The 25,375-nt window shown below is 42.9% G+C and carries 19 protein-coding genes; 7 read left to right on the top strand and 12 right to left on the bottom strand.

Features of this window, described 5'->3' with window-relative positions:
• Positions 1-32 precede the first annotated feature (32 nt).
• Genes IW644_RS10005 through IW644_RS10020 form a run of 4 tightly spaced genes read right to left on the bottom strand, consistent with a single transcriptional unit; the run spans position 33 to position 4,848 of the window.
• Positions 33-563 (bottom strand): hypothetical protein, encoded by a 531-nt coding sequence (locus IW644_RS10005; protein WP_269917476.1) that lies wholly within the window; start codon positions 561-563, stop codon positions 33-35.
• 13 nt (positions 564-576) lie between these two features.
• Complete coding sequence (locus IW644_RS10010) at positions 577-1,761, bottom strand: hypothetical protein (RefSeq protein WP_269917477.1); 1,185 nt, start codon at positions 1,759-1,761, stop codon at positions 577-579.
• Positions 1,758-2,552, bottom strand: a complete 795-nt coding sequence (locus tag IW644_RS10015; protein WP_269917478.1) for an outer membrane lipoprotein-sorting protein — start codon at positions 2,550-2,552, stop codon at positions 1,758-1,760. The genes IW644_RS10010 and IW644_RS10015 overlap by 4 nt, the downstream gene beginning before the upstream one ends.
• A gap of 1 nt (position 2,553) precedes the next feature.
• Positions 2,554-4,848 (bottom strand): efflux RND transporter permease subunit, encoded by a 2,295-nt coding sequence (locus IW644_RS10020; RefSeq protein ID WP_269917479.1) that lies wholly within the window; start codon positions 4,846-4,848, stop codon positions 2,554-2,556.
• A gap of 260 nt (positions 4,849-5,108) precedes the next feature.
• Between IW644_RS10020 and IW644_RS10025 the strand changes: the two genes are divergently transcribed.
• Positions 5,109-7,358 carry an acyl-CoA dehydrogenase gene (locus IW644_RS10025; RefSeq protein WP_269917480.1) on the top strand — a complete coding sequence of 750 codons (2,250 nt, stop codon included), beginning with the start codon at positions 5,109-5,111 and terminating at the stop codon, positions 7,356-7,358.
• Positions 7,359-7,514: 156 nt separating this feature from the next.
• Positions 7,515-8,222: a hypothetical protein gene (locus IW644_RS10030; protein ID WP_269917481.1), complete on the top strand. Its 708-nt coding sequence runs from the start codon at positions 7,515-7,517 to the stop codon at positions 8,220-8,222.
• 118 nt (positions 8,223-8,340) lie between these two features.
• Here IW644_RS10030 and IW644_RS10035 read toward each other — a convergent pair whose 3' ends face one another.
• Positions 8,341-10,851: a TonB-dependent receptor gene (locus tag IW644_RS10035; RefSeq protein ID WP_269917482.1), complete on the bottom strand. Its 2,511-nt coding sequence runs from the start codon at positions 10,849-10,851 to the stop codon at positions 8,341-8,343.
• A gap of 490 nt (positions 10,852-11,341) precedes the next feature.
• On the opposite strand from IW644_RS10035, the gene IW644_RS10040 reads away from it, so the two are divergent.
• The 3 genes from IW644_RS10040 (at position 11,342) to IW644_RS10050 (ending at position 17,173) form a co-directional block, all read left to right on the top strand.
• Entirely contained in the window at positions 11,342-13,360 is a 2,019-nt protein-coding gene (locus IW644_RS10040) for a putative bifunctional diguanylate cyclase/phosphodiesterase (RefSeq protein ID WP_269917483.1), read from the top strand.
• 5 nt (positions 13,361-13,365) lie between these two features.
• Positions 13,366-13,944: a thymidine kinase gene (locus IW644_RS10045; RefSeq protein WP_179984132.1), complete on the top strand. Its 579-nt coding sequence runs from the start codon at positions 13,366-13,368 to the stop codon at positions 13,942-13,944.
• A gap of 325 nt (positions 13,945-14,269) precedes the next feature.
• Entirely contained in the window at positions 14,270-17,173 is a 2,904-nt protein-coding gene (locus IW644_RS10050; protein ID WP_269917484.1) for a TonB-dependent receptor, read from the top strand.
• 86 nt (positions 17,174-17,259) lie between these two features.
• Here the strand turns inward: IW644_RS10050 and IW644_RS10055 are convergent, their stop codons facing one another.
• From IW644_RS10055 to IW644_RS10080, 6 genes are all read right to left on the bottom strand, one after another.
• A complete protein-coding gene (locus IW644_RS10055) occupies positions 17,260-18,285 on the bottom strand; it encodes a LacI family DNA-binding transcriptional regulator (protein WP_269917485.1) in 1,026 nt (341 codons plus the stop codon).
• A gap of 183 nt (positions 18,286-18,468) precedes the next feature.
• The gene (upp, locus tag IW644_RS10060; RefSeq protein ID WP_269917486.1) at positions 18,469-19,098 is read right to left on the bottom strand and encodes a uracil phosphoribosyltransferase; all 630 of its coding nucleotides are present in this window, start codon (positions 19,096-19,098) and stop codon (positions 18,469-18,471) included.
• Positions 19,099-19,304: 206 nt separating this feature from the next.
• The gene (locus IW644_RS10065) at positions 19,305-19,553 is read right to left on the bottom strand and encodes an XRE family transcriptional regulator (protein WP_269917487.1); all 249 of its coding nucleotides are present in this window, start codon (positions 19,551-19,553) and stop codon (positions 19,305-19,307) included.
• 343 nt (positions 19,554-19,896) lie between these two features.
• Positions 19,897-20,406 (bottom strand): WbuC family cupin fold metalloprotein, encoded by a 510-nt coding sequence (locus tag IW644_RS10070; RefSeq protein ID WP_269917488.1) that lies wholly within the window; start codon positions 20,404-20,406, stop codon positions 19,897-19,899.
• Between the two features lie 79 nt (positions 20,407-20,485).
• Positions 20,486-21,487, bottom strand: coding sequence for a ribosome biogenesis GTPase YlqF (gene ylqF, locus IW644_RS10075; RefSeq protein WP_269917489.1), 1,002 nt, complete (start codon positions 21,485-21,487; stop codon positions 20,486-20,488).
• A 38-nt stretch (positions 21,488-21,525) separates the two neighbouring features.
• On the bottom strand, positions 21,526-22,323 hold the full coding sequence (locus IW644_RS10080) for a TrmH family RNA methyltransferase (RefSeq protein ID WP_269917490.1): 798 nt from the start codon (positions 22,321-22,323) through the stop codon (positions 21,526-21,528).
• Positions 22,324-22,653: 330 nt separating this feature from the next.
• On the opposite strand from IW644_RS10080, the gene IW644_RS10085 reads away from it, so the two are divergent.
• Complete coding sequence (locus IW644_RS10085) at positions 22,654-23,310, top strand: crotonase/enoyl-CoA hydratase family protein (protein WP_269917491.1); 657 nt, start codon at positions 22,654-22,656, stop codon at positions 23,308-23,310.
• 57 nt (positions 23,311-23,367) lie between these two features.
• Here IW644_RS10085 and IW644_RS10090 read toward each other — a convergent pair whose 3' ends face one another.
• Positions 23,368-23,883, bottom strand: a complete 516-nt coding sequence (locus tag IW644_RS10090) for an Mpo1 family 2-hydroxy fatty acid dioxygenase (RefSeq protein ID WP_269917492.1) — start codon at positions 23,881-23,883, stop codon at positions 23,368-23,370.
• Between the two features lie 189 nt (positions 23,884-24,072).
• Between IW644_RS10090 and IW644_RS10095 the strand changes: the two genes are divergently transcribed.
• Positions 24,073-24,924: an META domain-containing protein gene (locus IW644_RS10095; RefSeq protein ID WP_269917493.1), complete on the top strand. Its 852-nt coding sequence runs from the start codon at positions 24,073-24,075 to the stop codon at positions 24,922-24,924.
• The last annotated feature ends 451 nt before the right edge of the window (positions 24,925-25,375 follow it).

A 25,375-nucleotide genomic window follows, 5' to 3' on the forward strand; every position in this document is an offset into this window, starting at 1 on the left:
CAAGCGGCTTTTGGATTTAAAAATACTAAAGATCAATTGAAGTTATATCTGAAACCGACGTTAACCATATTTGTAGAAAAGCTGTCTTCACCCGTCATATGAACATATTCTAAGCGAATCATAGAGCTAATGCCGACATAATAGTCAAACCCTAAACCAGCGATTCCAGCTGCAATGCTTTCCGAAGCTCGGCATTGCGTAACAACGCCAGCGTCAGAACACTCTGAAGAATGATCCATATCTACTTTAGCAATACCTAGTTTGTAGAATAGCTCCCCTGTACCACCACTTGCCTTACCGAGGAGCGCGAGATAGAGGGCATCGCCTTTATTTTCGTTCTCATTTTTTGCATAGTCAAAAAGACTGACATAGCCAGCTTCTGCGTACCATTGCCTATGTATTTGTTTACCGAAGGCAAGGCTATAAGCAAATTCGCTGTCGCTTGTGGTTGACGTTTCGAAGTCGTTATAAGCTACCGTAGCTAATCCATAAGTTTTAGGTGCAGCATTCGCTTGAGAAACTCCAAGCGCCATCGCACCAAGCATCCATAAAAACCGATTCATCTATTTTTTTCCCTCAAAAATAGTACTCTAGTGAAAATTCTATATGGTCGTCTCTTCTTAAGAAAAAGAAGGGGTCATCTTGGTCGTCTGATGAGAAAAAATAACCATCTAACGACCATCGCCAGTTCGCTGACAATCTACTACTTGCTTCGATATAGGCAGAGTACGTTGACGTAGCATCTAAGTCTTTTACAAACCCCACAAGTATTTCACTACCGGCAATATCGTTAGCCATAATACGCAAACCAAGCATCATATCGTTCTGAGCTATAGCAAAGAAATTATCGTCCCGCTCATCATATTGATACTCTGCTAAATAGCCAAGCCCATACCTGCTGCCAAATACACCTTCCTGAGTGTACTCGAACCCCGCAACCAGTGCCGCGAAGTCTTCAGACTGACCTTGTCTATAAATACTTTCCATTTTGAGTAGCCATGCTCCGCTAACCTTAAGTAAATCTACACCTACTTGTTCTATCTGAGCATAATATGGGTTTATGGACAGTTCTCCTGAATCGGAAACTTGTGTAATTAGTTCAGGCTCCCTTGTGGTACCGGAAAAATAAGAAAGCCCTACTTCCCAGTCATCAATCGAAGATTGCCACCTAAGCGCGTAATCAAGGTTACTCTCTTCACTTGCTGATTCGTAAATAGCATCTGAAATCGCCAATGGCGGGCGAAGCCTTCCCTCAGTACCTTGAAACGTTCGCTCGCGGAAATAGGGCAATACGAAAACTGAAAAATTCCCATATTCTGTAAAATATGAAACGTTCACCATAGGTTGGCCTAACTTGGCTTCACCATCTACAGACTCTACCGAATCGGTTTGGTTGATAATGTCCACGAGGTGCACAGATTCAGTTTGCCCCCAAAACACCTTACCTATGCCAATCTTAGTTTCCCAAGTATCTCTGTAATGCGCCCATTGCAATTCTCTAATATCGCCATGGGTGCGTTCACTATCGTGCTCATCCACACGATAAAAAGGATTGAAAATTAGCGTATCTTGGCCATCGTTGAACTCAGCATAGATTTCGGGAGAAAGATACGCTGAAGCATACGTACGCTCTTGCTGCGGATACAACGAATCCTGCAAATAATAACGCAAATCAAGGCCTGCAGAGCCGGTGAACTCTGCAGAACTGGCGAAAGAGGTAAAGTTAATAATTAGTGACAGTGCAACCGCTTTTCTAATCATCGAACTCTCTTCAATCTGTTTTTGTCGAAGTCACTTTCTTGTAAATCTGTGTCGAAAGTTAATTCTTCGGTAATCAAAGACGTCGACTTTTTAGTTTGTACATTTCGCATCAAGCTTTTCATAGGACGCCAAAATTTGTTTTTGTATTGTTTGTAATCAGACAAATAAAGCGTTTTTAACAACGACTCTTTACGGTCAAAAAACTCAACTTTCTGAACACGATAATGTGATTTATCTATCCAAACTTTTTGATAAGAGTATCCTGAGAAATCATATTCTGGAACCTGCTTTAAAACGAAACAGGCCTCCCCGTTTATTTCTTCTTCTCCCAAGAATGTGTACGAAAACTTTTCCACTTCGTACGATGTCATATCTTCAAATGCAAACTCACTACCTACGAAAGGGCCGCTTTTGCTTTGCGATGATATACGCTTTACACGCTTCAACGCTGGCAAGAATATCCATTGTTCATCAGCTTCAAGCGCATGCGAGAAACTTAAAAATGCAGTGCCCTTTACATCTCTAGGAGACTCAAAAACGGTAAGTGCTTTATCTCCGTCATCTTTTACTTCCAGAGACTTAACTTCAAGTTTTCTCGTCGCTTCTTTTCCCTGCGAGTTTTTCAAAAGCATCAGAACTTTTGCCTCGTTAGCGCCCCAACCAGTATCCCTAGCCTTGCGTTCCTTTGCTATAGCGATGGCCTTTTCATCACCCTTTATGTCTGAAGCTAAACCGTAGCTAGCGGTACAACCTAATGTTGCAATCAACACTATTCGCGAGAGAAAATTCATATTAAGACTCCTTCTGGGCCGTTCTAGTGTCCTCTAGCCATGCAAGCAACGCAGGCAGGAAGATAAAATCAACAATTAATGCGGCTACGATAATAATGATTGTCAGCATACCCATATGTGCATTTAAGACAAAGCTTGATGATGCTAACACGGCAAACCCTAAGGTAAGGACAATTGTAGTCGTCGTTAAAGCCATTCCGACAGTTTCAAAGGCATAAACGACACTTTCTTTTGCGTTTAAACCTTGCTCTCTAGCGGTCTGATATTTCGTCAGAAAGTGAACGGTATCATCAACTATTATTCCCATCGTCATACTTATAACGACAGAGAGTGCCATATTTATTTCACCTGAGATAATTCCCCATACTCCAAATCCTATCGCGGCAGGCAGTAGGTTTGTAATTAAACTTATGCCACCAAGCTTTATCGACCTCAAAGCAAATAAAATGAGTACGGAAATTAAGACAAGTGCGAAAACACTTCCCCACACCATGTTTTTCATATTTCGCTCACCGATGTGGGCAAACATCAACGGTGGGCTTGCCGCTTCAATTCTATAATCGTCTGACAGACTCGCAAAATAATCTTTTGCCTCTCTTTCAAGCGTCGTTATATCGCGACTCCCCAAGTTTTTAGTAAGTGCAATTATTCGAAGGGCTGACTTATCTATATCAATCTGGTTACCAAGGTCTAACCCAAATGGCAGAGACATTTCATACAATAATAAATACTGGGATGCGAGCTCGCCGTCGGCGGGTATTACATTAAAGCTTTGGTCATCGCCATTCATGTTTCGGTTCAAGCGTTTAAGCGTATCGGTAAAAGTTAAAACGTGGTTAACTTCACTTCGCGCCCGTAACCATTTAGAAAACTCCTCTATCTGCGCTAAAAAGACAGGGTCTGTGACACCGTATGATTCGTCCGTGTAAATTACGAAGTCAATATTTGACATTCCACCAAGCTTATCTTCGTTTACTTCTACAGCTTGCCTAAACGCACTACGTTCATCGAAATATTTAACCGCAACATCGTTTAAAACATTATTTGTAGCAAATAGGCTAATTCCCACAATTACAAGGAGCGAAATAGGCAGCAATACCCGATGGTGCCGATTAACTAATGTTGCCCACTTCGAGAATACTGAATTATTTACCGAAACAGACGGCTTGAGAGGTCGCAGGGTTAGAAGTGACGGTAATACCGTGAGTGAAAAGACACAAGCCAGCATTACACCAACCGCTGTCATGTTGCCTAAGTGAGAGAGAACAGGTACAGCAGAGAAATTTAGCATAACAAACCCTATAGCAGTAGTTATACTGGTAATGAAAATAGGCTTTTTATTTACCTCAATACTCTTTTTAATTGCATCTTTATTAGCCAACCCTTGGTTTAGGTAGTACTTAACTCCTACTATAATATGAATACAGTCTGCAACAGCAAGTGTTGTGATCATAGTCGGCGCATTTACAGTGGCAGTACTTAAATAAACTCCAAGCCAGCCTGTCAGACCTACAGTAATCGCTACAGAAAAAATCACTACCACTAATGTGAATACCGCGGCCCAAAGTGACTTTACGATCAAAGCAATCGCGATAAAAATTAACAAAAACATTAAGGGTATTAATGTTTCGGCATCTTGCTGTGCAGCCACGGCGAACGCATCGTTCATTATCACCATGCCATTTAAGTAAATGTCATGGTCGGGATATTTACTCTCAAAGTGAGATTTTATTTGTTTCGCAGCTTCGGCTATTTCAATTACTTGCTGGGTTTGATCGCCATCAGGTAACTGAATTGTCGTATCGATAACGGTAACATCTTTTGTTCTTGATATGAGTCGACCGTAGACTTCTGGACTGCGAGAAAGTACTTGAGCGATGTTCGCAATACCTTCTTTAGAGAGCTTCTCTGCAGTAATTAAATCTTCAACAATTAAATCGCCATCGTCATCGAAGGTATTTTGATAATTAGATATAGATTCAACCCTTGTAGACAAAGGTAGTTGCCATGCAGCTTCTGTTAATTCGTTTACTAGCGTAAGCGTGGACGGCTTCAGTACTTGCCCGTCGCTAGGCACAACCATAAATGCAACATTTTCGCTTTTATTGAAAATGTTCTGCATTTCTTCAAATGCAAGCCGTTGTGGATCGTCAGATTCGAAAAATACCTTATAGTCCCCACGGAAATATAAGTTTTGAGCTCCGATAAGAGAAATGGCTGTGACCGCTAGGACAAAAATTAGCGTTATGACAGGGAATCTTATTGCTACTGGCGCGCTGCTAGGTGTGTGACTCATCACAGTATCCTTGGTTTTGTATAACGAAATTTTACATTGAAAACAGCAATTAACATAACCCACACAAAAATTTAATCATCAAAAATAACCGCACTTACGTATAGTTTGTTGATGCAATATGTAGCGGTTTTTCTGATAAGTCTCTGATAATCGGCAACATTAACACTAATTAACATTTAGATTAGCGAATTTTTTTGATCTTTTGAGAATAAGGTGTAGTATTAACTAAAACAACTGGTCAGATGAGCGGATGAGTTATTATGAGTATCAGAACTAGCTTAAAAAAAGTATTACCCCCAATTTCAGTCACAGAACAAGAAGCCCTAGACGCGGGTGACGTGTGGATTGAATCTTCTATTTATCAGGGTAAGCCTGACATGCAGGCATTACGTGATATCCCTCAGGCAAAACTGAGTGCGGATGAACAAGCATTCATGGACGGTCCAGTAGCTGAATTATTGAATATGATCGATGATTTCGAGCTTGGTAACGGTAAGCACATCCCTCAAGAAGTTTTAGACTTCCTTGGTAAGAACCGTTTCTTCTCTATGATCATTCCAAAGAAATTTGGTGGCCTTGAATTCAGTCCTTATGCAAACTCGACTATCGTTGCAACAATTGCTGCGAAAAGCGGTGCAATTGCGGTAACTGTGATGGTACCTAACTCGTTAGGCCCGGGTGAGCTTCTAATGCACTACGGTACAAACGAGCAGCAAGACTACTGGCTACCTCGCCTTGCGGATGGTCGCGACATTCCTTGTTTCGCGCTAACAAGCCCAGAGGCAGGGTCAGACGCAGGTGCTATTCCTGATGCGGCTATCGTTACTAAAGGCGAATACAATGGCGAAGAAGTACTTGGCCTTCGTGTAAGCTGGGACAAGCGCTATATTACGCTTGCGCCAATTGCGACTGTACTTGGTCTTGCATTTAAAGTATTCGACCCAGACCAACTACTTGGCGACAAATTAGAACTAGGCATCACGTGTGCCCTTCTTCCTAAGTCGCACCCAGGTGTTGAGCTAGGTAACCGCCATGACCCTATGGGAGTACGTTTCTATAACGGTACTACTCGTGGTCAAGACGTGTTTATTCCTATGGATTTCATCATTGGTGGTCAAAAGAACATTGGTCGTGGCTGGCAGATGCTAGTGAGCTGCCTTGGGGCAGGTCGCGGTATTTCACTTCCGGCAATGGGTGTGGCTACAGCACAATCTGCATTTAAAGGCACTGTTGAGTATTCATTCGTGCGTGAGCAATTTGGTCTTCCAATTGGTCGCTTTGAAGGTATTCAGGAAAAAATGGCAGACATCGCAGGTAAGACGTTCTTACTTGAAGCGATGCGTGTATTAACCACTGAAGGTCTTGGTCTAGGCGTTAAGCCATCGGTAGTAACGGCAATTGCTAAGTACCACATGACTGAACTTGGTCGCGACGTGATGAACTCTGCTATGGATATCCAAGCGGGTAAAGCGATTCAACGTGGTCCTCAAAATACATTAGCGGGCGGTTATGCTGCACTTCCTATCGCAATTACGGTAGAGGGCGCGAACATTCTTACTCGTAACCTGATGATCTTTGGTCAAGGTGCGATGCGTTGTCACCCTTACCTTAAAGATATGGTTGACCTTATTCACAGTAACGAAAGTTCAGCGGATGCAGAGTTTAACAAAGTACTTCGCAAAACCGTTGGCTTCAGTGTTAAGAACGCGTTCCGCAGCTTAGGTAAAGGCTACCTACCTTTCCTACGTGAAAGCGAATCGGCATTACCAGAAGTTCGTAAGTACGAGAAGCGTGTTAACAGCATCTCTGCAAAACTAGCGCCACTTGCTGACCTATCGCTTGCGGTACTAGGCGGTGACCTTAAGAAAGCTGAGCTTCTATCAGCGCGTCTAGGTGATGTAATGAGTTATCTATACGGTGCGATGGCAGCAATTCGTTTCTACGAGCAGCGCATTGAAGATAGAAAGCTTGCACTTCCGTACTTTGAGTACGCTATGCAATGGTCTCTACAACAAGCTGATCAGGCAATTGTTAACTTCATCAACAATTTCCCGAACACAGCTACACGCGGTCTAATGCGTCTTCTTACCAATACCTATACAAACAGTGTAGCGGGTATTAGCGACGACTTAGTACGTGAGCTATCAATTGCTTCAATGCAAGACAATAGCGTGAAAGATCAGCTTACACACCTTGTACGTGTTAGCCCTGGTGATGGTAACGACATTAACGAGCAAGCGTTTAAAGCGAAACACGCAGTAGCGCACCTTCTTGGTAAAGTGCAAAAAGCACTTCGCAAAGAGCCTGTAGTGCCGTTCATCTCTTTTGAGCATGCACTTAACAAGCTGCAGGAAAAAGGTGTGGTAACTGCTGATGAAGCAGCTAAGCTTCACGACTATAACGAAAAGCGCAAGCTAGCAGTGCGTGTAGACGAGTACACGTTCGATATGGAACTTGTTCCAGCGTCACAAACGCTTAAAGCAATTGATGGCGGTCAAAACGCTGCGTAAAAAGTAATCATGCGGTTACATTGACACAAAGCCCTGTCACTCTTCTGGTGACAGGGCTTTTTTATGCACTCAAATCTGAGGCTCGCTCCCTTTCTATTGTTTAATTCGTGCTCTATCCTTTAGTTAATCTCATCTCTTAACGAAAGGATCTGTGCTGTGATAAAAGCGCTAGTTTTAATAAATAAAAGCGTTTCCTCTCTCTTTTTAGTTTTATCGTTATCTTTGCCGTTTTGTACCTTAGCTCATGATAATGGACAAAATTTCATCGTAGGCGAACTTAACCACCCTCGCGTGACTAGTTTCTATAAACCTTTAATACAACGCGCTTATCGAGATATTGGAATAGAAGTAACATTTGAGAAAGTTGGAGGTGAGCGAGGGCTTCGACTGTTAAACGAAGGAATGACAGATGCAGATGTTATTCGTTACGATGTGGTCTCACAACCTGACAATAATATTATTATTGTCCCACCTGCCCTCTCCCATGGTGCATCATTTTTGCTGTGTATTAGAGGGGCCCAGTGCGATAAAAGCGTTATTCAAAATCCAGATAAAGCAATAGCCGTTACCACGCGTTTTTTCTACAATATGCACGTAAACCCAGATGAGCTTAGCGCCAATATCTTTGAATTTGACGATTATAATCACGTCATCAGTTTATTGTTAAATGGCAGATTTGATTACGCCATTTTACCGAGTGACTATTCAGAAAAAGCTATTTTTGAGCAGTCAGGGATAAAATACATTTCACTCGTAGAACATGAGCTAGTCCATGTTATTCACAAAAAGCACTCCCATTTACTAGAACGTCTATCCGCCGCCATAGCTAAGCAGCTTTCGCTGGAAAAAAGTAATAACACATGATACAAATAAAAACGCCCACCTCAGTATAAAGTGGGCGTTTGAAAGACTTTGATATTTAACGCGCTACATATTTCGCTTAGACAACATCTAACCTTTTTAGGCGTTAAACAATCTCGTTTTAGTCAAACATATATTTAAGTGAAAGCACGGTAGTACGACCATTTAAAGGACGGGCTCGCACGTAACTGCCCACCTCAGCTGAGCCCTCTTCAGACTCTGTAATGATAAACTCGTCCGTTGCGTTGTTCACATTTAGTGATACGGAGAACTGATCGTTAACCCAATAAGTCGCAAATAAATTGACTAGATTATAACCTTCCTGCTTAAGATCGTTGTTATCTTGAACATAGTACTCAGTCGAGCCTTGCAATGAAGCACCCACCGACCAGTAGTCTGTAACGTACTCAGGCGTAATCGTCCAAATCCAGTCTGCCTGACGGCGAGGCGTGTTACCTTCTAATGCCGGATTGTTAACGTCGTCACTGATCTCAGCATCAGTCCATGTTAAGTTACCTGAAACAACGAAGTTGCCCGTTGCATTCCAACGCCCTTCTAACTCAAGACCTGTTGCTTCGTACTCACGCATGAAGGTCAAACCGCTTGTCACTTCAGCTTGCGTATCTTCAGTAACAGTATCAAACAAGGTAGCGTTAACCATTAGGTCTTTTGTGCCGTACTTATAGCCAATTTCAAACTGCTTAGTTGTATCGTAACCCGAAGTCGTGCTTGTCAGGCTACCGTCCGCGTTTAGTGTACCGCCAATCTGAAGTAAACGATCAGCAATCGCTCGGCCGCCTTTCGAGTAGCGAGCGAAAAAAGTTTGGCTGTCGTTTAGAAGGTAAGAGCCACCAATAGAGTAAGACGTGTTGTTCGCACTGTAATCTACGATTTGAGAAGCAGCACCTGCGCGGTTTAGGTTAATCACACCACCGCTGATGAAACCACTGTTAGTAGCAGACGCATCTTCAATTTGCTCAATAACACCGTTGCCGTTTAGGTCGAAATCAGCGTTACCACCACAGCAAGAACTAATAAGTTCACCAGAAGCCTCCGTGGTATCGTGACGTACCGAGGCATCAATAACAATGTTGTCCGATAGTTCGAAACCCACGTTCATATAAGGGGCTTTTGTTACGTAGTTAAGATCCCATTCCCAAGAAAGGAAGCTTGCCGATAGTAAACCATCAGATACTAGCTCAACGCCGTCAGCATCAGTGATAGTGAGCAATTGAGAATTGTCACCATCGAGTGTTTGAATAAACGTCTGCCAGCTTGACCAACTTGTAGCAATATCTTGATTCGAGTAGTAGTAACCCACCGTTAAGTCGATACCGTTATCAAATTCTTTACGCAAGCTAAAATCGTTGATCATGTTGCCAAGATCGTTGATACGCGTATCAAACTGAAGGTTTGTGAATGCTTGCCCCGTATACACTTCACCTGCGCCAGGGCCGTTGGCTAATACTACGCTTGTGCTGTCACAATTTAGCGCATTGCCATCACCGTCGGTTGCACCAGCGCAAAGTGCTGAAGCAAAATTAGACACATCACCTGGGCCAGCTGGGAAACCATCAGTGAACGGTGCGATGAAGCCACCAGAAATGTCTGAAATACGGAATTTATTTAATAAGAACAAGTTCTCAGCCACTTCAAGGTCAACTTCTATGCCAAATGAATTTACTTTTGACTCGATACCGTCGCGAACATCACGGTTTTCCGGGTTACCGAAGCTGTCGAAAGTAGAAATATTCGTGTTGTAAGCTGAGTTTAATGCTTGTGAACTTGCATCGTAGCCTGGAACTGGGCCATATTCCCCGTCACCTTTCACTAACACTGGAGACGGTAAATATGTCGATACTTTGTCATCAAGGTTTTTGTAAAAGAAACGGACGTGGCCGTTATCCAGCATCTTAGTGATATTAAACTTAACTTGGCCACCTTGGTCACCGTTGTAGCCCGTTTCACGAGGGCCTTCACCGCCACGAGCAAAGCCTGCAATGTGATAATAAAGGTCGTCACTGATTTCGCCACCGTAACGAAAATCTAGACGGAACTCTTCATAATCAACACCAAATGAAGTACCGATAGCGCCGCCACCTACTTCACCAGTGTTACTGATTAAGTTGATTACACCGCCTGGAGAGTTACTCGCAAACGTTGACGCTGAACCACCACGTACTGCTTCAACATTCGCCACTGACCAGTCGTAACGTAGAAAGTTATCCGCGTTACCAAAGTTAATGTCACCATATTCTAATACTGGTAAACCGTCTTCATGAAGCTGAAGAAATTTAGAACCGCCTGTCGCTAGCGGAATACCACGAATAGTGATGTTTGCGTTACCGCCACCACCAGAAGACTCAGCGCGAATACCAGGAAGTGCGCGGAAAACTTCGGCTGTTGAACGTGGAGCGAGTTTTAAAATATCTTCCTCGTCAAATGCGCTTACAGAAACACTCGCTTCCTGCATGGTGGCGCCACCGGGTGCAGCGGTTACTACGATCTGTTCAAACTTTTCTTTAGCCTTTACTTCTGTGTTAGATGTTGCTGTTTCTTGCGCAACCGTAGCTCCGGTAAACGCTGTGCAAATGGCAAGAGTAAATGCGTTGAGTGTGTGATGTTTTTTCATGTTTTTCTCCGGCAATGTGTTGGAGTTGTTAAACCTAAGTAGAATCTTCCCTAAAACTAATAGGGTTAATAACAACACAACAAACTTAATCGATTAAGAATCTATAACAAAAAAACAACATTGTAAATATACTGTGAAATATTTATTCCAATAACTATCTAAAAAAGACTTTCCATGTTAAAAACATTACACTCACTTAAGCAGAGAATGAACCTTAACACTAATTTACTAACAAAATATTTCATCGATTAAGATGATTTAATAGGATAAGGAAAAAACTAAAGAAGTAATTCATCACTTTGTAGTTAGTCCCCAGGTTATCTCGCTGAACTTTGGTCTCATTCAAACTATCAATGAAAAAACGTACTATATTGTAGCTGTACGTATTTTTGCGTTAACCAAAACTAGATTAATAAGTCTCTCAGACTAATACGTAGTTACGAAATATCCCTTATGCAGGCAATAAGCACTACCTAAAGGTTTTAGAAGGTTGAATAGAAAAGAAGATATAATCTCTAAGGTCGAAATAGAAAGAGATACCACCGACATGCTTTTAGGCAACAGTTTTGTCGGCCTTCTTATGACTATATTCGCGTTTTCAGGCCTCGTTTTTTTCTTCGAAAACGATGAGCCGTCGATCTTTACACATAAGCTGCAAGTGTGGATTGCTATGATGAGCATTTCCATCGCCCGCCTTTTAGACTCCCTTTATTGGCGAGCTAATTTAGCCGGCAAAATGTATAACCCTCGTCCTGCCCTAATAAGGTTTTCTGTGGGCTTATACATAACTGGAACAATATGGGCCCTTTATTCAATTTTATTCTATTCATCCATGGCTACCGTAGAGCTTGCAGCAACTATGGTGGTACTCTCAGCTATGGCGGGTGGAGCAGGAACCGTGCTATCGCCAAACAAAAAGCTTGTGAGTTTCTATTCTACAGCTCTTCTTGTCCCGATGTCGCTTTGTGCTGTTACAGACGAAGAGGGAAAATTCTTTATTTTAGGTGTACTAGGCTTAGTTTTTTGGTTCGGTATTTTTACGAGTGCTTTCCGTTACAACAAGTTTTTTATAAATACGCTACACCTGAAAGCAAGAAATAATAGCCTTGTCGAACAGATGAAGACAGAGCGTAGCGAGACCGAGAAAATCAATCAGTTACTTATAGCGTCCAATGAAAAGCTAGATGCCTCTAACGCTACGCTTGAAGCTGAAGTCGAACGACGAACCGCTGATCTCTATAAGCTTTCTAATAGAGACCCACTGACTAACTTACTCAATCGAAACGGTTTTTTAAAGCACCTGAATAACTTACTTGATACTACGCGAGCACTTGATAATTCATTAGCATTGTTGTTTATCGACCTAGACGGCTTTAAGCAAGTGAACGATAGCCTGGGCCATAAGATTGGAGACATAGTACTGGCGGAAATAGCAAACCGATTACGCGACTATACAGAAGAAAACCATCTTGGCAGGTGGGGTGGTGACGAATTTGTTGCAGTTATCCCCTACGCGAATGTCGACACGGCCAAAGCAGTCGCTCACGCCATGAGAAGCGGTGTAACCGTGCCTATCATTGCAAATGATAACCAGGTAACTCTTGATGCAACAATTGGCATAGCCATGTTTCCCGAACACGGTGAAACTGCTGTTGATTTGATTCAACAAGCCGACTTGACTATGTACGATCAAAAACGCGAACAACGCGGCTCTATTGGTGTCTTCAGCCAAGCACTTCACCAAGAAATTAAACGAGAGCAACAACTTTGCGAACGTTTACGCTGTGCTATCGATAACAGCGAATTTACCGTTTTCTATCAGCCCATTATGGATGTAGCATCAAATACGCTTTCTTCGGTAGAGGCCCTGCTTAGATGGAAATGTGATGATGAAAGTATTTCTCCAGCCGTGTTTATTCCACTTGCTGAGCGTAGTGGGCTTATGCCGGAGATAGGTGCTTGGGTGTTAAACCGCGCACTAATAGATCTATCGCACTGGCAGTTTAAACAAGGCCTTGCAATGTCAATTAATGTGTCGGTCTCTCAACTGCTTGATGATAGTTTCCTTAAAACGGTAGATAACGCCCTGAAGACTACCCAAATCTCTTCGGCGCGGCTTCATTTGGAAATTACAGAAAGTGTTTTCGCTAGCGATAAAGAAGTGGTAAGCGTAAAAGTTAATGAACTTGTAGCTCGAGGAATTAAAGTTTCTATTGATGATTTTGGGACGGGCTACTCATCATTGAGCCGCCTACAGTCAATGCCATGCGATTTTATTAAAATTGACCGTTCTTTTGTACAGAATAGCTCTGAAGAGAGTGATACCATAATAAGAGCGACACTTTTAATGGCAAAAGAGTTTGGCTGTAAGACTATTGCAGAAGGGATTGAGACCGAAGAGCAAAAGCTTCATCTTGCTCAACTAGGTACTGATTACTTGCAAGGTTTTTACTTTGCTAAACCTATGAACGCCGGCGACCTAATCTCTTGGTATAACGAAAATTATTAATCACCATGGCTCAACTTTATTTTTATTACTCTGCAATGAATGCAGGAAAATCTACTTCTTTACTTCAATCTGCCTATAACTACCGCGAACGCGGAATGCATTCCATTATCTATACAGCTGCGCTAGATGACAGATACGGCGTTGGCAAAGTAACATCACGTATTGGTTTACAGGCTGACGCTAAGTTATACGCCAAAGGCGACGACTTATACGCGTCGATAAGTAAAGATTACGAAGCACGTAAGCCCGACTGCGTATTTATTGACGAAGCCCAATTCTTAACGAAAGCGCAAGTAAAGCAGTTGGTAGACGTTGTTGATGAACTAGGGGTCCCCGTTCTGGCTTACGGACTACGAACCGACTTTTTAGGCGAAACCTTTGAAGGCAGTCATTACTTACTGGCTTGGGCGGACAAGCTGTCGGAGTTAAAAACGGTCTGTCATTGCGGTAAAAAAGCAAGTTTTGTTGTGCGTTTGGACGAGAATGGCAATGCCGTAAAAAATGGTGACCAAGTTCAAATAGGTGGTAACGATACTTACGAATCGATGTGCCGAAAGCACTTCAAAGAGTTAGTGTGGGACTAGGCTTAAACCATCAAAATTCTTGTAATCCCCCCTAACCTTTCACTTCATTACAGTTTCTCACTGTTACCTAACGAACGTTCTTAAAATAGAAAGCAAGTTGCCGAAAGGGACTTGCTTTTCTAACCCCCAGTACGCATTTTGTGAATCGCACTGGTTTATTTAAATCCATCACTTAAGCTTAGGCTTAACAACTTTCGACAAATTTCCTTCCCTCTGCCTATAACGCTCAAGCATTTAAGCCCCAACTTGCACAGCTGCTAACCTGACACTATTGTTAAACTGCTGTAAATAAAAACTATACTCAAAACACTAGCAAGGACACGGCATGAAGCACACAAACACATTTAAGCCTGCGTTAATTACCCTATCAATCTCGATAGCGCTGCACGGAGCCTCAGCAATAGCGCAAGAAGCAACAGACGAGTCACAAGTTGAAGTTATTCAAGTATCAGGTATTCGAGGCTCGCTAATTCGAGCCCAAGCGGTAAAGATGGACAACGACTCTATTGTAGAAGCCATTTCAGCAGAGGACATAGGTAAGCTTCCAGACTCATCCATCGCCGAGTCCTTGGCGCGATTGCCTGGCGTCTCTGGTGAACGGGTTGGAGGAAGAACGTCGGGAATATCTGTTCGAGGCTTTAAAGAAGACTTCACAGGCACTTCGCTAAATGGCCGAGAACTTATTGGTATCGGCGACAACCGTGGTGTTGAATACGACTTGTATCCTGCGGAAATAATGACAGGGGCGACTATTTATAAGACGTCGGATGCGTCACTACTTGTACAAGGTATAGGCGGTACGGTTGACCTTCAAACAGTACGTCCTTTAGCAGCGCAAGAAACATTAACCCTAACCGGCGTTTATGAACTCGGCAGTAACGATTCTGACAACCCCGAGTTTGATAACAGCGGTAATCGATTTGCCCTTTCATTTGTAGAGAAATTTGCAGACGACACCGTAGGCCTAGCGCTCGCCATTGCTTCTACCGAATCGCCAAGGAATGAAAGGAAGTACGGCGTGTGGGGCTATGGTGAAAACGATGACGGACAGATACTCCCGTTTGGGTTAGACACTCAAGCCATTAGCCGTGTGCTAGAACGCGACACGATTTCAGCCATTCTGCAATGGCGTCCAACCGATAGACTAGATATTGTATTTGATGCCCTTGATATTGATTACTCTGACTCGGGCGTTATCCGCGGCTTTATTGAACCCTTTGCAGCGGCAGACGTTAACGGTAGCGGTGTTAATAGTTCAGGTACACAAGTTAACGCAAACCCTGTACTTAGGACGGACCCCGCCCAAAAAGATGGCGAGCTTCAGACCTTTGGTTTAAATATAAAATACGACATAAGCGATGATTGGTCAGTAACGCTGGATGTCGCAGATAGCGAATCAAATAAACGGGACTTACGCGGCGAATCTTACGCGGGTCTTGCCCGCTCCGGTGCGCTCGATGGGAACCAGCTCGGTCAGCGTCAATTTCAAATGAGCGCCGATGGTATTACATTCACTGATAGTAGCGGCCTGGACGCATTTTCTGACCCAACTTTACTTCAGCTGGCTGGCCCTCAGGTCTGGGGTGGCGGAATGGCCAATATTGCCGACCAATTTGCTACTGATGTCCTGCAAGCAAACGGCCAACCCTACAGCTACTTCAATGCGCAAGACGGCTTTTTGAACTTCGCCGATTTTGAAGAAGAGTTGACCACCGTGCGCTTTGAAGCGGTAGGCTATGTTGAATGGAGTATTTTCAATACCTTTACTGTAGGTATTAACTACAGCGATAGATACAAAGCAAAAGATAACAAAGGGTTCTTCGCCACAGCTTCATCTTATCCTTTTTCAGGTGCTATTCCCGAGCAATACCTATATAACGGGCTCGCTGACTTAACGTGGGCGGGAATGGGCAAGGTAGTAGCGTATAACGGTTTTGCGCCATACAATGATGGCGAGTACACACTAAACGATGCCGGACTGTTAGAACCCGATCGTTTAGGCGATACTTACACGGTAGATGAAGAAGTCACCACCTTTTATGCACAGTTAGACTTTGAAACCGAGTTACAGGGCTTTAATGTTAAAGGCAATGTGGGGGCTCAATATGTGCAAACTGATCAAAGCTCATCAGGTTTTATTGGTATTGTTGGACCAAACTTTGCCGTATGTGATGATGATGGTAATGGGGCTGTCGATGTCGACTGTATAATAAACGACGGCGATGACTATTCTCATTTCCTACCGAGCTTAAACGTAAGTGTAGAGCTGAATGAAAACCGTTATTTACGCTTTGGCGCATCAAAAACGATAAGCCGTGCTCGAATCGATCAGATGAAGGCATCAGGTTTTGTGAAATTTGACCAAAATATAGAGCTGATCGCTACAGAGAACTCTGAAGAAGCGGTAAGAGAATTTGGTTCGCCGTGGTCAAAGTTCACCGGAAACCCTACCCTTCGCCCGCTTGAAGCTAATAATTTTGACTTATCTTTTGAAAACTATTTCGATGAAGAGGGTTACGTATCAGTTGCGCTTTTTTACAAAGACTTAGTCAACTGGACCCGTGACGGTAATCAGCTCATCGACTTTACAAACGATGTCACGAATGACGGGGCAAACTACTTCATTCCTGGATTTCATGACAGGGTGATAGATGTGGCAGGCAATTATGGCCCACAGGATACGCCTTATGAAGTGGGCGATTTAGTAACGCCGCCAGATCAGGGGTTCTATTCGTTCTTTGAAGATGGCCTTGAAGGTGAAATGAAAGGTATTGAGCTAACGGCCAATATTCCTTTGAAAATAATGGCAGATACGCTGGATGGCTTTGGTATTGCCGCGTCAGCAACCATTCTAGATGCTGAACTTGAAGATGGCACTGCTATCCCAGGTCAGTCAGACAATACATACAGTATCACGGCTTACTACGAAGTTAACGGGTTCGAAATCAGGGTGGCCGCGACTGACCGTTCAGAGTTTCTTACTTATCAACGTGGGGGCTCTAATAAGATTGAAGCTGCCACGCGGGATGCCGTCACTCAGGTTGATGCACAAATCAGTTATGACTTTGCAGACAGTGGCATTGCGTATTTAGAAGGGCTAAGAGTTTCTCTTCAAGGCGTTAATCTGACCGATGAAAAAGAAGAAACCATTGATGATGCGGGCATTGTTACCCTCCGCCGAGAATTTGGCCCCTCATACATGCTTAATTTAAATTACGCTTTCTACTAAAAAGCATTGAGCATATCTGACCTCGCAAAAGGTTAATAAGGCGCACTAAATTCAGGCGTCTTATTAACCTTTTCGACAAAGCTTTTTTATACGGTCTCTCCAACGCGAAGCTCGAAAGGCAACGTACTTTTGGTAGAAACCATATTAAGTAGCGCTTTGGTTGCTTCAACACCTTTACTTGCACTAGATTGGCATACGGTAGTCAGACTAGGTCGTGCACGCTCAGCTTCTTCGATACCATCAAAACCGGTTATCTTAAGCTCTTCTGGAACGTTAACTCCCATATCTAAGGCTAAGTTAAGCAACTCCAGCGCTATAATATCACTCATACACAAGACTACATTGGGTCTCGGAGAGCTGGTCAGCACTTCTTTGGCTGCCTGCCTTGCAAAGTGTCGATCACTTTCTGGAAGGTGCCATATACGTTCATTGCTTACCGTAATATTTTTCTCTTCAGCAGCCTTTAAATACCCATCAAGACGACGGTGGGCAATTGAGCTATCTACATCAATCAATGGACTATCATAGATACGACACGTAGAGGGTGAATCGATAAGGCGTAGTCCAAATATGGCCACATTGTCACCTTCTTTTAATGCATGGGACGCAACGCGATACGCTGCTTCTTCGTTATCTATATTAATAGACGGTTTATCTTCAATATCAAAATCAACCGTAACGACCGGCTTAGGAGATACCGCTAGTTCTTTTACCAAATTACTGTTGCGTGGCTGACCATAGCAGATAAAGCCGTCAACAAAATCAACAACATCAAGGAGGCTATTTGAGTCACCAGCATAAAGTAGTAAGTGCTTCCCATTCTCCTGAAGGGCGGATGATACCCCTTTGATAAATGTGCTAGCTACGGGGTCACTCACCATGTAAGAAATACTATCGGCGAGTACTAAAGCCACAATATTTGAGGTGCCCTTTCTAAGGATTTGCGCTGCTTTGTTCGGGCCACTGTAACCAATCCTTTTACACTGTGCCAAAATCTCTTCGCGCTTCGCTTTGGATAATTGGTCAGGACGATTAAACGCATTTGAAATGGTTGCCGTTGATACGCCTAACTGCTCAGCAACATCTTTAAGGGTAAGTTTCGTTTTATTCATTGTTATTAGCTCTTTTAACGAGACTTACTACCCTGAGTTGTAATTAAAAAAGGGTAGCAAGCGTGCGCTTCGACTACCCTTTGACTATAACATTAACTTAAACGTTTAACGCAGTTTTTAACTACGAACTTGGCGTTTGAGTCTAAAATATATTGGCAAGTTTAATATTAAGAAACTGGCGCCTTATCTCGTACCGAAAATTTTATCCCCAGCATCACCTAGGCCCGGCAGTATGTAGCCTTTTTCATTCAATCTTTCATCAATAGCAGCTGTGAATATATCAACATCTGGATGGGCATCAACAACGGCTTTAATGCCTTCTGGTGCGGCAACAAGGAACAGCCCCATAATTCTACGGCAACCTTTCTTTTTAAGTAGGTCAATAGTAGCAATCAGGGTTCCGCCTGTGGCAAGCATAGGGTCTACAATCAACGCAGTACGCTCGTCGATATTTTTTACCACCTTATCAAAGTAGGCAACGGGCTGAAGGGTTTCTTCGTCGCGATATAGACCAACCACACTAATTTTTGCATTTGGGATTAACTCTAGTACACCTTCAAGCATGCCCAAGCCGGCGCGAAGAATAGGCACTACGGTTATCTTCTTGCCTTTTATTTGTCTTACTTCCACCTCGTCGCCAGACCAGCTTTTTATGGTCGCGCGTTCTGTAGGCAGAGTTCGCGTTGCTTCATAGGTCAGCAAATTTCCCACTTCAGAGGCAAGCTCGCGAAAATCTTTGCTACTAATTTTGGCATTTCGCATAAGCCCTAGTTTATGCGCAATAAGCGGATGGGTAATTTCGTGAACGGCCATGTAAGACTCCTTGTAATCGATTCCACTATATTTTAACCCAGCCGTGCCTTAGTTAAAGCGATTAGTCGTAAAAATATGTTTATTCAATGCTTACTTAGTAAACCTCTGGCAGATTTCACTAAAACCCACTTGTTACCTGCGCACTACCTTTGCTAATTATTCAACCGTCTTAGAAGTTATTTATGATGTGTATGAGCGCTACTAATCTACCCAACTTGTAAAGTAGCGCCGTCGGGCATAGTCACTTCAATTTTCATATTTCCCCCAACGGCCGCTAAATATGCTGCTGCGCGTTGAAGAGAAACATCTTGAATACGCTTAGATTCCAGCTTACTCACGCCAGAGGCAGTGACAGATAATGCCATCGCTACGACTTCTTGTTTCACTCTATGCTGCTTTCTTATGTCACCTAGTGTAATTTCTTTCATTGTTTTTTTACCGAGAATTTCGGGCATAAAAAAAGCCCAGATGGTGGTACCTTCTGGGCTTTTGCAAAACGTTCTTACCTGCAGTGCCCAGAAGCCAATACTTGCCCCTGAACACCGACGGTCAGGTGCAATCAGTAATTAAAATTATAAAAATAACCAGTTGAAACGTTTCGCATAATAATTCTCTTTTTACAATGTACTTGTACAAACGGCATTCTGCCGAGACTAAGTAAAATAGTGGGGGCTAATGGTTATTATTTGAAAACAATAGCCGCCTCGTGTCACTTATCCTTAACCATACCATGTAGATAAGCAATAGCAATGACTTTCCAAAAAGGAAAGTACGCAAGACAAGTTGAACACTGCCGTTTTAAGAACAGGACGAACTTAGAAAAATAACTTCAGAACCCACCTTTGCTTGTTTAAGTGAAGCGAGAAAGCGTGGTACAAGCTCGCTTCCCTCTTCAGGAGACCAGTTTGCAAAACCTTTATCATCAGTCACTTCATACGGCCCTTGCTTAACTTCCATAAATACCACTGGGCTAGAGCACACAGTTGCATGCCAAGTATTCGGAGGAATTTCGATTCCACTTGTTTCACCATTCGCCGCTAACGTTACTCTTTCTGTAACTACGCCTTCATCGTTGAAAAATAGAATATCTAATTCACCTTCCATTATCATGAAAAACTCCCATTTATGCGCCTGCACATGTCTGTGAGGCCGCACGTAAGAGTCTGGCATCATGGCAATGAAAAGACGTTGAACCATATCAGTATAAGATTTGTGAACGTTAAAATTAGCTCGGCGGCGAGGACTCTCTGCTGCTTTCTGTTTTAAGTCACTAAACAATGCTTTATCAAAATACTTAATATCGTCCAATGTCATTTCCTAACTAATGCTTGGGTATTGCATTAAAGCCTATCGCTTCTCTCTCTAATTCCGCAAGCATCAAAAGCTATCATTTGTTTTTCTTCATTCTGCGGCTTTGCTCTTGACGCTTTTCTTCTCGCTTTTCTTTCCTATCTTTCTTATCTGGCGTCAACGAGCCTGTTTTGAATTTTGCTTTACGCTTGGCTTTCGCTTCAGCTTTCTTCGCCGCTTCAAGTGCCATTTCCTCTTTTTCGACTTCCAGCATTTCTGGTGTCTCTAGCGTTATTCGCCCCAACTTACCCGACTGCAGTTCTTTAAGCAGGATCTCGCATATCTTATGAAGATTTACGCGACCACCCGCTTGAATTGCTCCGCGGTTTTTGGCGGCGGCTTCCAGAAACTCAATTTCAGTATCTGGTAATTCGGTTAGCTTATAGCGCTCCTTCATTACCTCTGGATACGCTTTAATGAGGTAATCTGCCGCAAAAAAACCCACATCGTCGTATTCCATGGCGGTATTTTTAACAGCGCCTGATGACGCTAACCGGTAAATGGAATGTGGATTTTCAAGCTTAGGCCAAAGTACGCCTGGTGTATCAAACAAGATAATACCGCTGCCTAAATTAATGCGCTGCTGGCTTTTTGTAACGGCTGGCTCGTTACCTGTTTTCGCGATGATTCGGTCGGCCAAAATATTAATTAGCGTCGATTTACCCACATTAGGTATACCCGTGATCATAGCTTTTATTGCTTTGGGCTGACCTTCTTTATACGAACAAATGCTTTTAACCAGCTGCATTATTTGCTTGCTATTGCCCGGGTTATCGCTAGAGGTCGTAATCGTCTTCACGCCGCGCTCTTTCTCTAAGCTTTCCTGCCAGCGCGCAGTTATTTCTGGGTCTGCCAGATCGTACTTGTTAAGAATTTTAATACAGGGCTTATCGCCGCGTATTTTTGCAATTTCAGGGTTTTCACTGGAATATGGAATACGTGCGTCAAGCACCTCAATAAGAATGTCTACTTGATTAAGCGACTCTTTAATTTCTTTCAGGGCTTTGTGCATATGCCCAGGGAACCATTGTAATGCCATGGTTGTTTCCTATCGTAATCGAGTTGAGGGAAGTGTGCTTAACGGGTTAATTCATAAGCGCAGATATTCACAGCGCTGGCTAAGTTTAACGAGTCAATCTTACCACTTCCCGCAATGGTATACGCCGTTGCGTTAAGCTTTGATAGCGCTTCAACAGGCACGCCGCGTGCTTCATTGCCAAAGAGATAACACTGGTAATCACCAAAGGTGTTAGAGGTAATATTGTTACCATTCATATCCAAGAAGGCGAAACGTTCGAACCGCTCGCCTAGGCTTTCAAGCGCTACATTTAATTCCATGTTCACATGGAAAATAGCTCCCATACTTGAACGCACAACTTTCGAGTTGTATGGATCTACACTGTTCGGGCTTAGTAGTAGCGTAAAATCGCCAAACCACGCGAGGGTTCTTAGTATGGTGCCCAAATTGCCAGGGTCTTGTACCTCATACAAATAGATGTACTTTTGGTTACTTAGTGTGTTTTCAGAAATGTTGGTTTGTGAACGCTCTAAACTTAAGGAAGCGTTAGGAAGTGGAACACGAGCAATAATACCTTGAGGTGACTTAGTATCGCTTAGTTGCTGCATTTGTTGCGACGATACTGTTTCTATCCTCATCCCTTCAAGCTTTATAGCATCGTTAGAGGCAGGAAGTCTTTCTTTTACCCACGCCTCATACTCAGCCGTTACATAGAGGGTGATATCACCTAAAGTACTGCTGTCATGCTGAGCAACATTAATTAACTCTAAAACTAAGTGCTCCCCTTCCACCAAATAGAATCCGAACTGCGTTCTAAATTTCTTTTGATGAAGCTTTTTCACATCACTTAGTTTCATTTGCACTGCCCTTTTTATAACTTTCGGCGCAAGTGTAAGGTATGAAACCCGAAACGCAAAGCGGCAAGGCTCAATTGTGAAATAAATAATGAGGTAAAAAGGCTGTAGTGGAAAATACGGGCTGAAGATTGATGTAAAGAGGACGCAGCATAAAGAAGCTTACTGCAGAACTTCCGCAAGTTATCACCGATATTCATAGCACATATCCCGAAGATGATGCGTAAAGCACTATCATAATAGATATCAATTACCTACAATCACTGCTAGAAAGTTGCGCTTGATAAAGTGTGACGTACATTTACTCTTACCCCTACAGTAACAGGACATACCATGGCGTTTAATTTAGCTATTAGTAACGATATTGCAGTAATCACCTTTGACGACGGAAAAGTTAACGCCGTAGGCTTTGAGCTTATACAACAGTTCAATGACGCCTTAGATGAAGCAGAGCAAAACGCAAAAGCAGTTGTTTTACACGGTGGTGAAGGCAAGTTTTGCGGCGGGTTTGATTTATCAGTAATGAAAGCCGACGACAAAGCAAAACAACACGAATTGGTATCAAAAGGCGCTGATTTAATTGTGCGACTTTATAGTTTTCCGCTGCCTGTTGTTGTTGCTGCTGAAGGTCACAGTATTGCCATGGGCGCTATTATGCTTATGGCTGCCGACTTACGTATCGGTAAAGATGCAGACACTAAGTATGGCCTTAATGAAACCGCCATTGGCATGGTGCTGCCGCCATTCGGTATGGAACTAGCCAAAGCCAGACTCGCCAATACTAGCCAAACTGAAGCCTTACTATTCTCGCGTATCTATCAAGGCAGTGAAGCGGTTAAAGCAGGCTTTTTAGATGCGGCAGTGCCTCAGGAGCAAGTACTAGCAACCGCTATGGGTTACGCAGAAAAACTCAAGATGTTACCTAGGAAGTCTTTTGCTGAGTCTAAAATACAATTGCGTAAAGAAACGATAGAGAAGATGAAAGCTTAGCGCTTAAGTTATAACAACGCGTTGAGACTGGTTGTTTCAACGCGCTGTCTAAAGCAATTACTTTACAGGTCCAGAACGGCGTTCAATCTCTTCTTTGAGGGCGTTCCTTAGGCCCAATTCGAAACTCAATTCAGCAAGCACAAAAAGTGGGCCTATGGCCAACCCCATAATATCGTCCACAAACGCTGGCTTTTTTCCCTCGAAATGATGACCAATAAATTGCAGTACCCACCCACCGATAAAAACGCCTAACGAGATAGCAAGCCACATACTTACACTAAGCTGTGCAATGGGTTGAGCGAAATAGACCATAGCCCCTGTAATAAATGCCATAACAACGCCCAGCTTTATGTCTAACTTGATATAGAATGCATTGCCTATCACCCATACGAACAAAGCTGGGCTAATGACCATAGCTCCCAAAATGGGGGCATTTACAAGAAATGCAGGCTTACTAAGTAAGCAAAGCACCGAAAAAACAATAAGCGGGATGCCGATATAATGGGTGTAGATATTTTTCTGATCTCTATGGTACTTAGCGTACTCACTTAAGTGCTGTTCTAGATTTTTCATACTGCGCCAACATTTTATTTGTATTGTAGTGGTCAGTTTACTCCTTGCGATTACATGCAAACTGTCGGCTTGACGACAAACACAACAAAACTGGCTTAGCATTTGCGATTTTTTTACTGAATAATATTGCTGAACTTAGTCGTGAAAAGCGACTCCTACCGCTATTGATGAATAATAAGTGGAGTTTTCATGAATAAAAGGAAGTACCTTTTAACTTTAGCTGTACCTGCACTTCTCACCTTAACGGCTTGTGGTTCAGTTTCTTCAATGTATTCAACTGATGAGCAGGGACAAAGTACTGTGGAGAATGAGCTTGCACTTTCAGATAGCCATTGGCAGGTCGAAAGCATAAATCAAGCAGGTATTATCGACTTTAGCCACGTTACTCTTAACGTCAATGTAAGTGGTGATATTAGCAGAATAAGCGGAAGCACAGGCTGTAATCAATATACAGGGGCGCTTAACGTTGCGAATGCCAATAAAGCATTCAGTGCAGAGAGCAATGCTCAACCCTTCTCCGCCGATAAAATTGTACTTACCAGAAAGATGTGTGCCCCAGCACTTATGAAACAAGAGCAAGGTTTTGTAGATGCTCTGGCTTCATCGAAAACTTATGCAATATTGGATAACACATGGTTAGTCCTGTATGACAGCAATGACAACGAAACAGTAAAAGCGATAATTTCGTCTCCTTCCCAAGGTTCCAACTCCGGTAATGCAAATAAACGCGGGCTTGGAACTAAAAAAGGGTCGAAAGTCGCCGCTAAAAAGCAAGATATGGCCGGCGCTACCACGCAAGCCAATAGCAGAACCTATAAGTGTGAGACACCAAACGCCAGTATCACAGAATTACGCGTAAATACCCTTGGCCCAGATACAAAAGCACTCTCGCTCAACAATGCCCATCACATTGTGCAGCTATCACGCTCTGCATCGGGAGCGAAATACACAAATAACAAAGGTGTGGTGTATTGGAATAAAGGTGATGTTGCCACCGTTTCTATAAACTCTGGCTACTACCACTGTACGATTAACCATTAAAATTCAGGCGGCAGTATTAACGTGTAATACTGCCGCCGCATTTTATTTAGAAAGGTTCACTACTATTTATGTCATGCTTCGGCATTTTAGGTAGAGTGCAGAAGCCGCTTTGCACTTGTCATGAGCTACACATGCTTTGTTCTCATCTTTAATCACTAAGCAGCCCTTAATAAACGGCACATCTTTGTTTAAACCAATTTGTGGTTTACCTATTTTACTTTACCTACCACCACTTTCTGTCGAATAGTTTCAATTAAACACTTTTTCATAGTTCCCCCTCTTCGAGCTAAAGACTCTCATGTGGAGTTAGCGCTTTATTTATATATTTAATGTTTCGCCTTTAACCAATATAAATCAGCGACTTAAACTACAAATACACGCACTTAACATCCTTATCACTTGCCGTTAAATATGCTTCGACGTTGAAACAATAGTTAGAACACTATACAAT

Origin of the sequence: Alteromonas sp. PRIM-21 (genome assembly GCF_027563165.1) — a bacterium.
Taxonomy (GTDB): domain Bacteria; phylum Pseudomonadota; class Gammaproteobacteria; order Enterobacterales; family Alteromonadaceae; genus Alteromonas; species Alteromonas macleodii_A.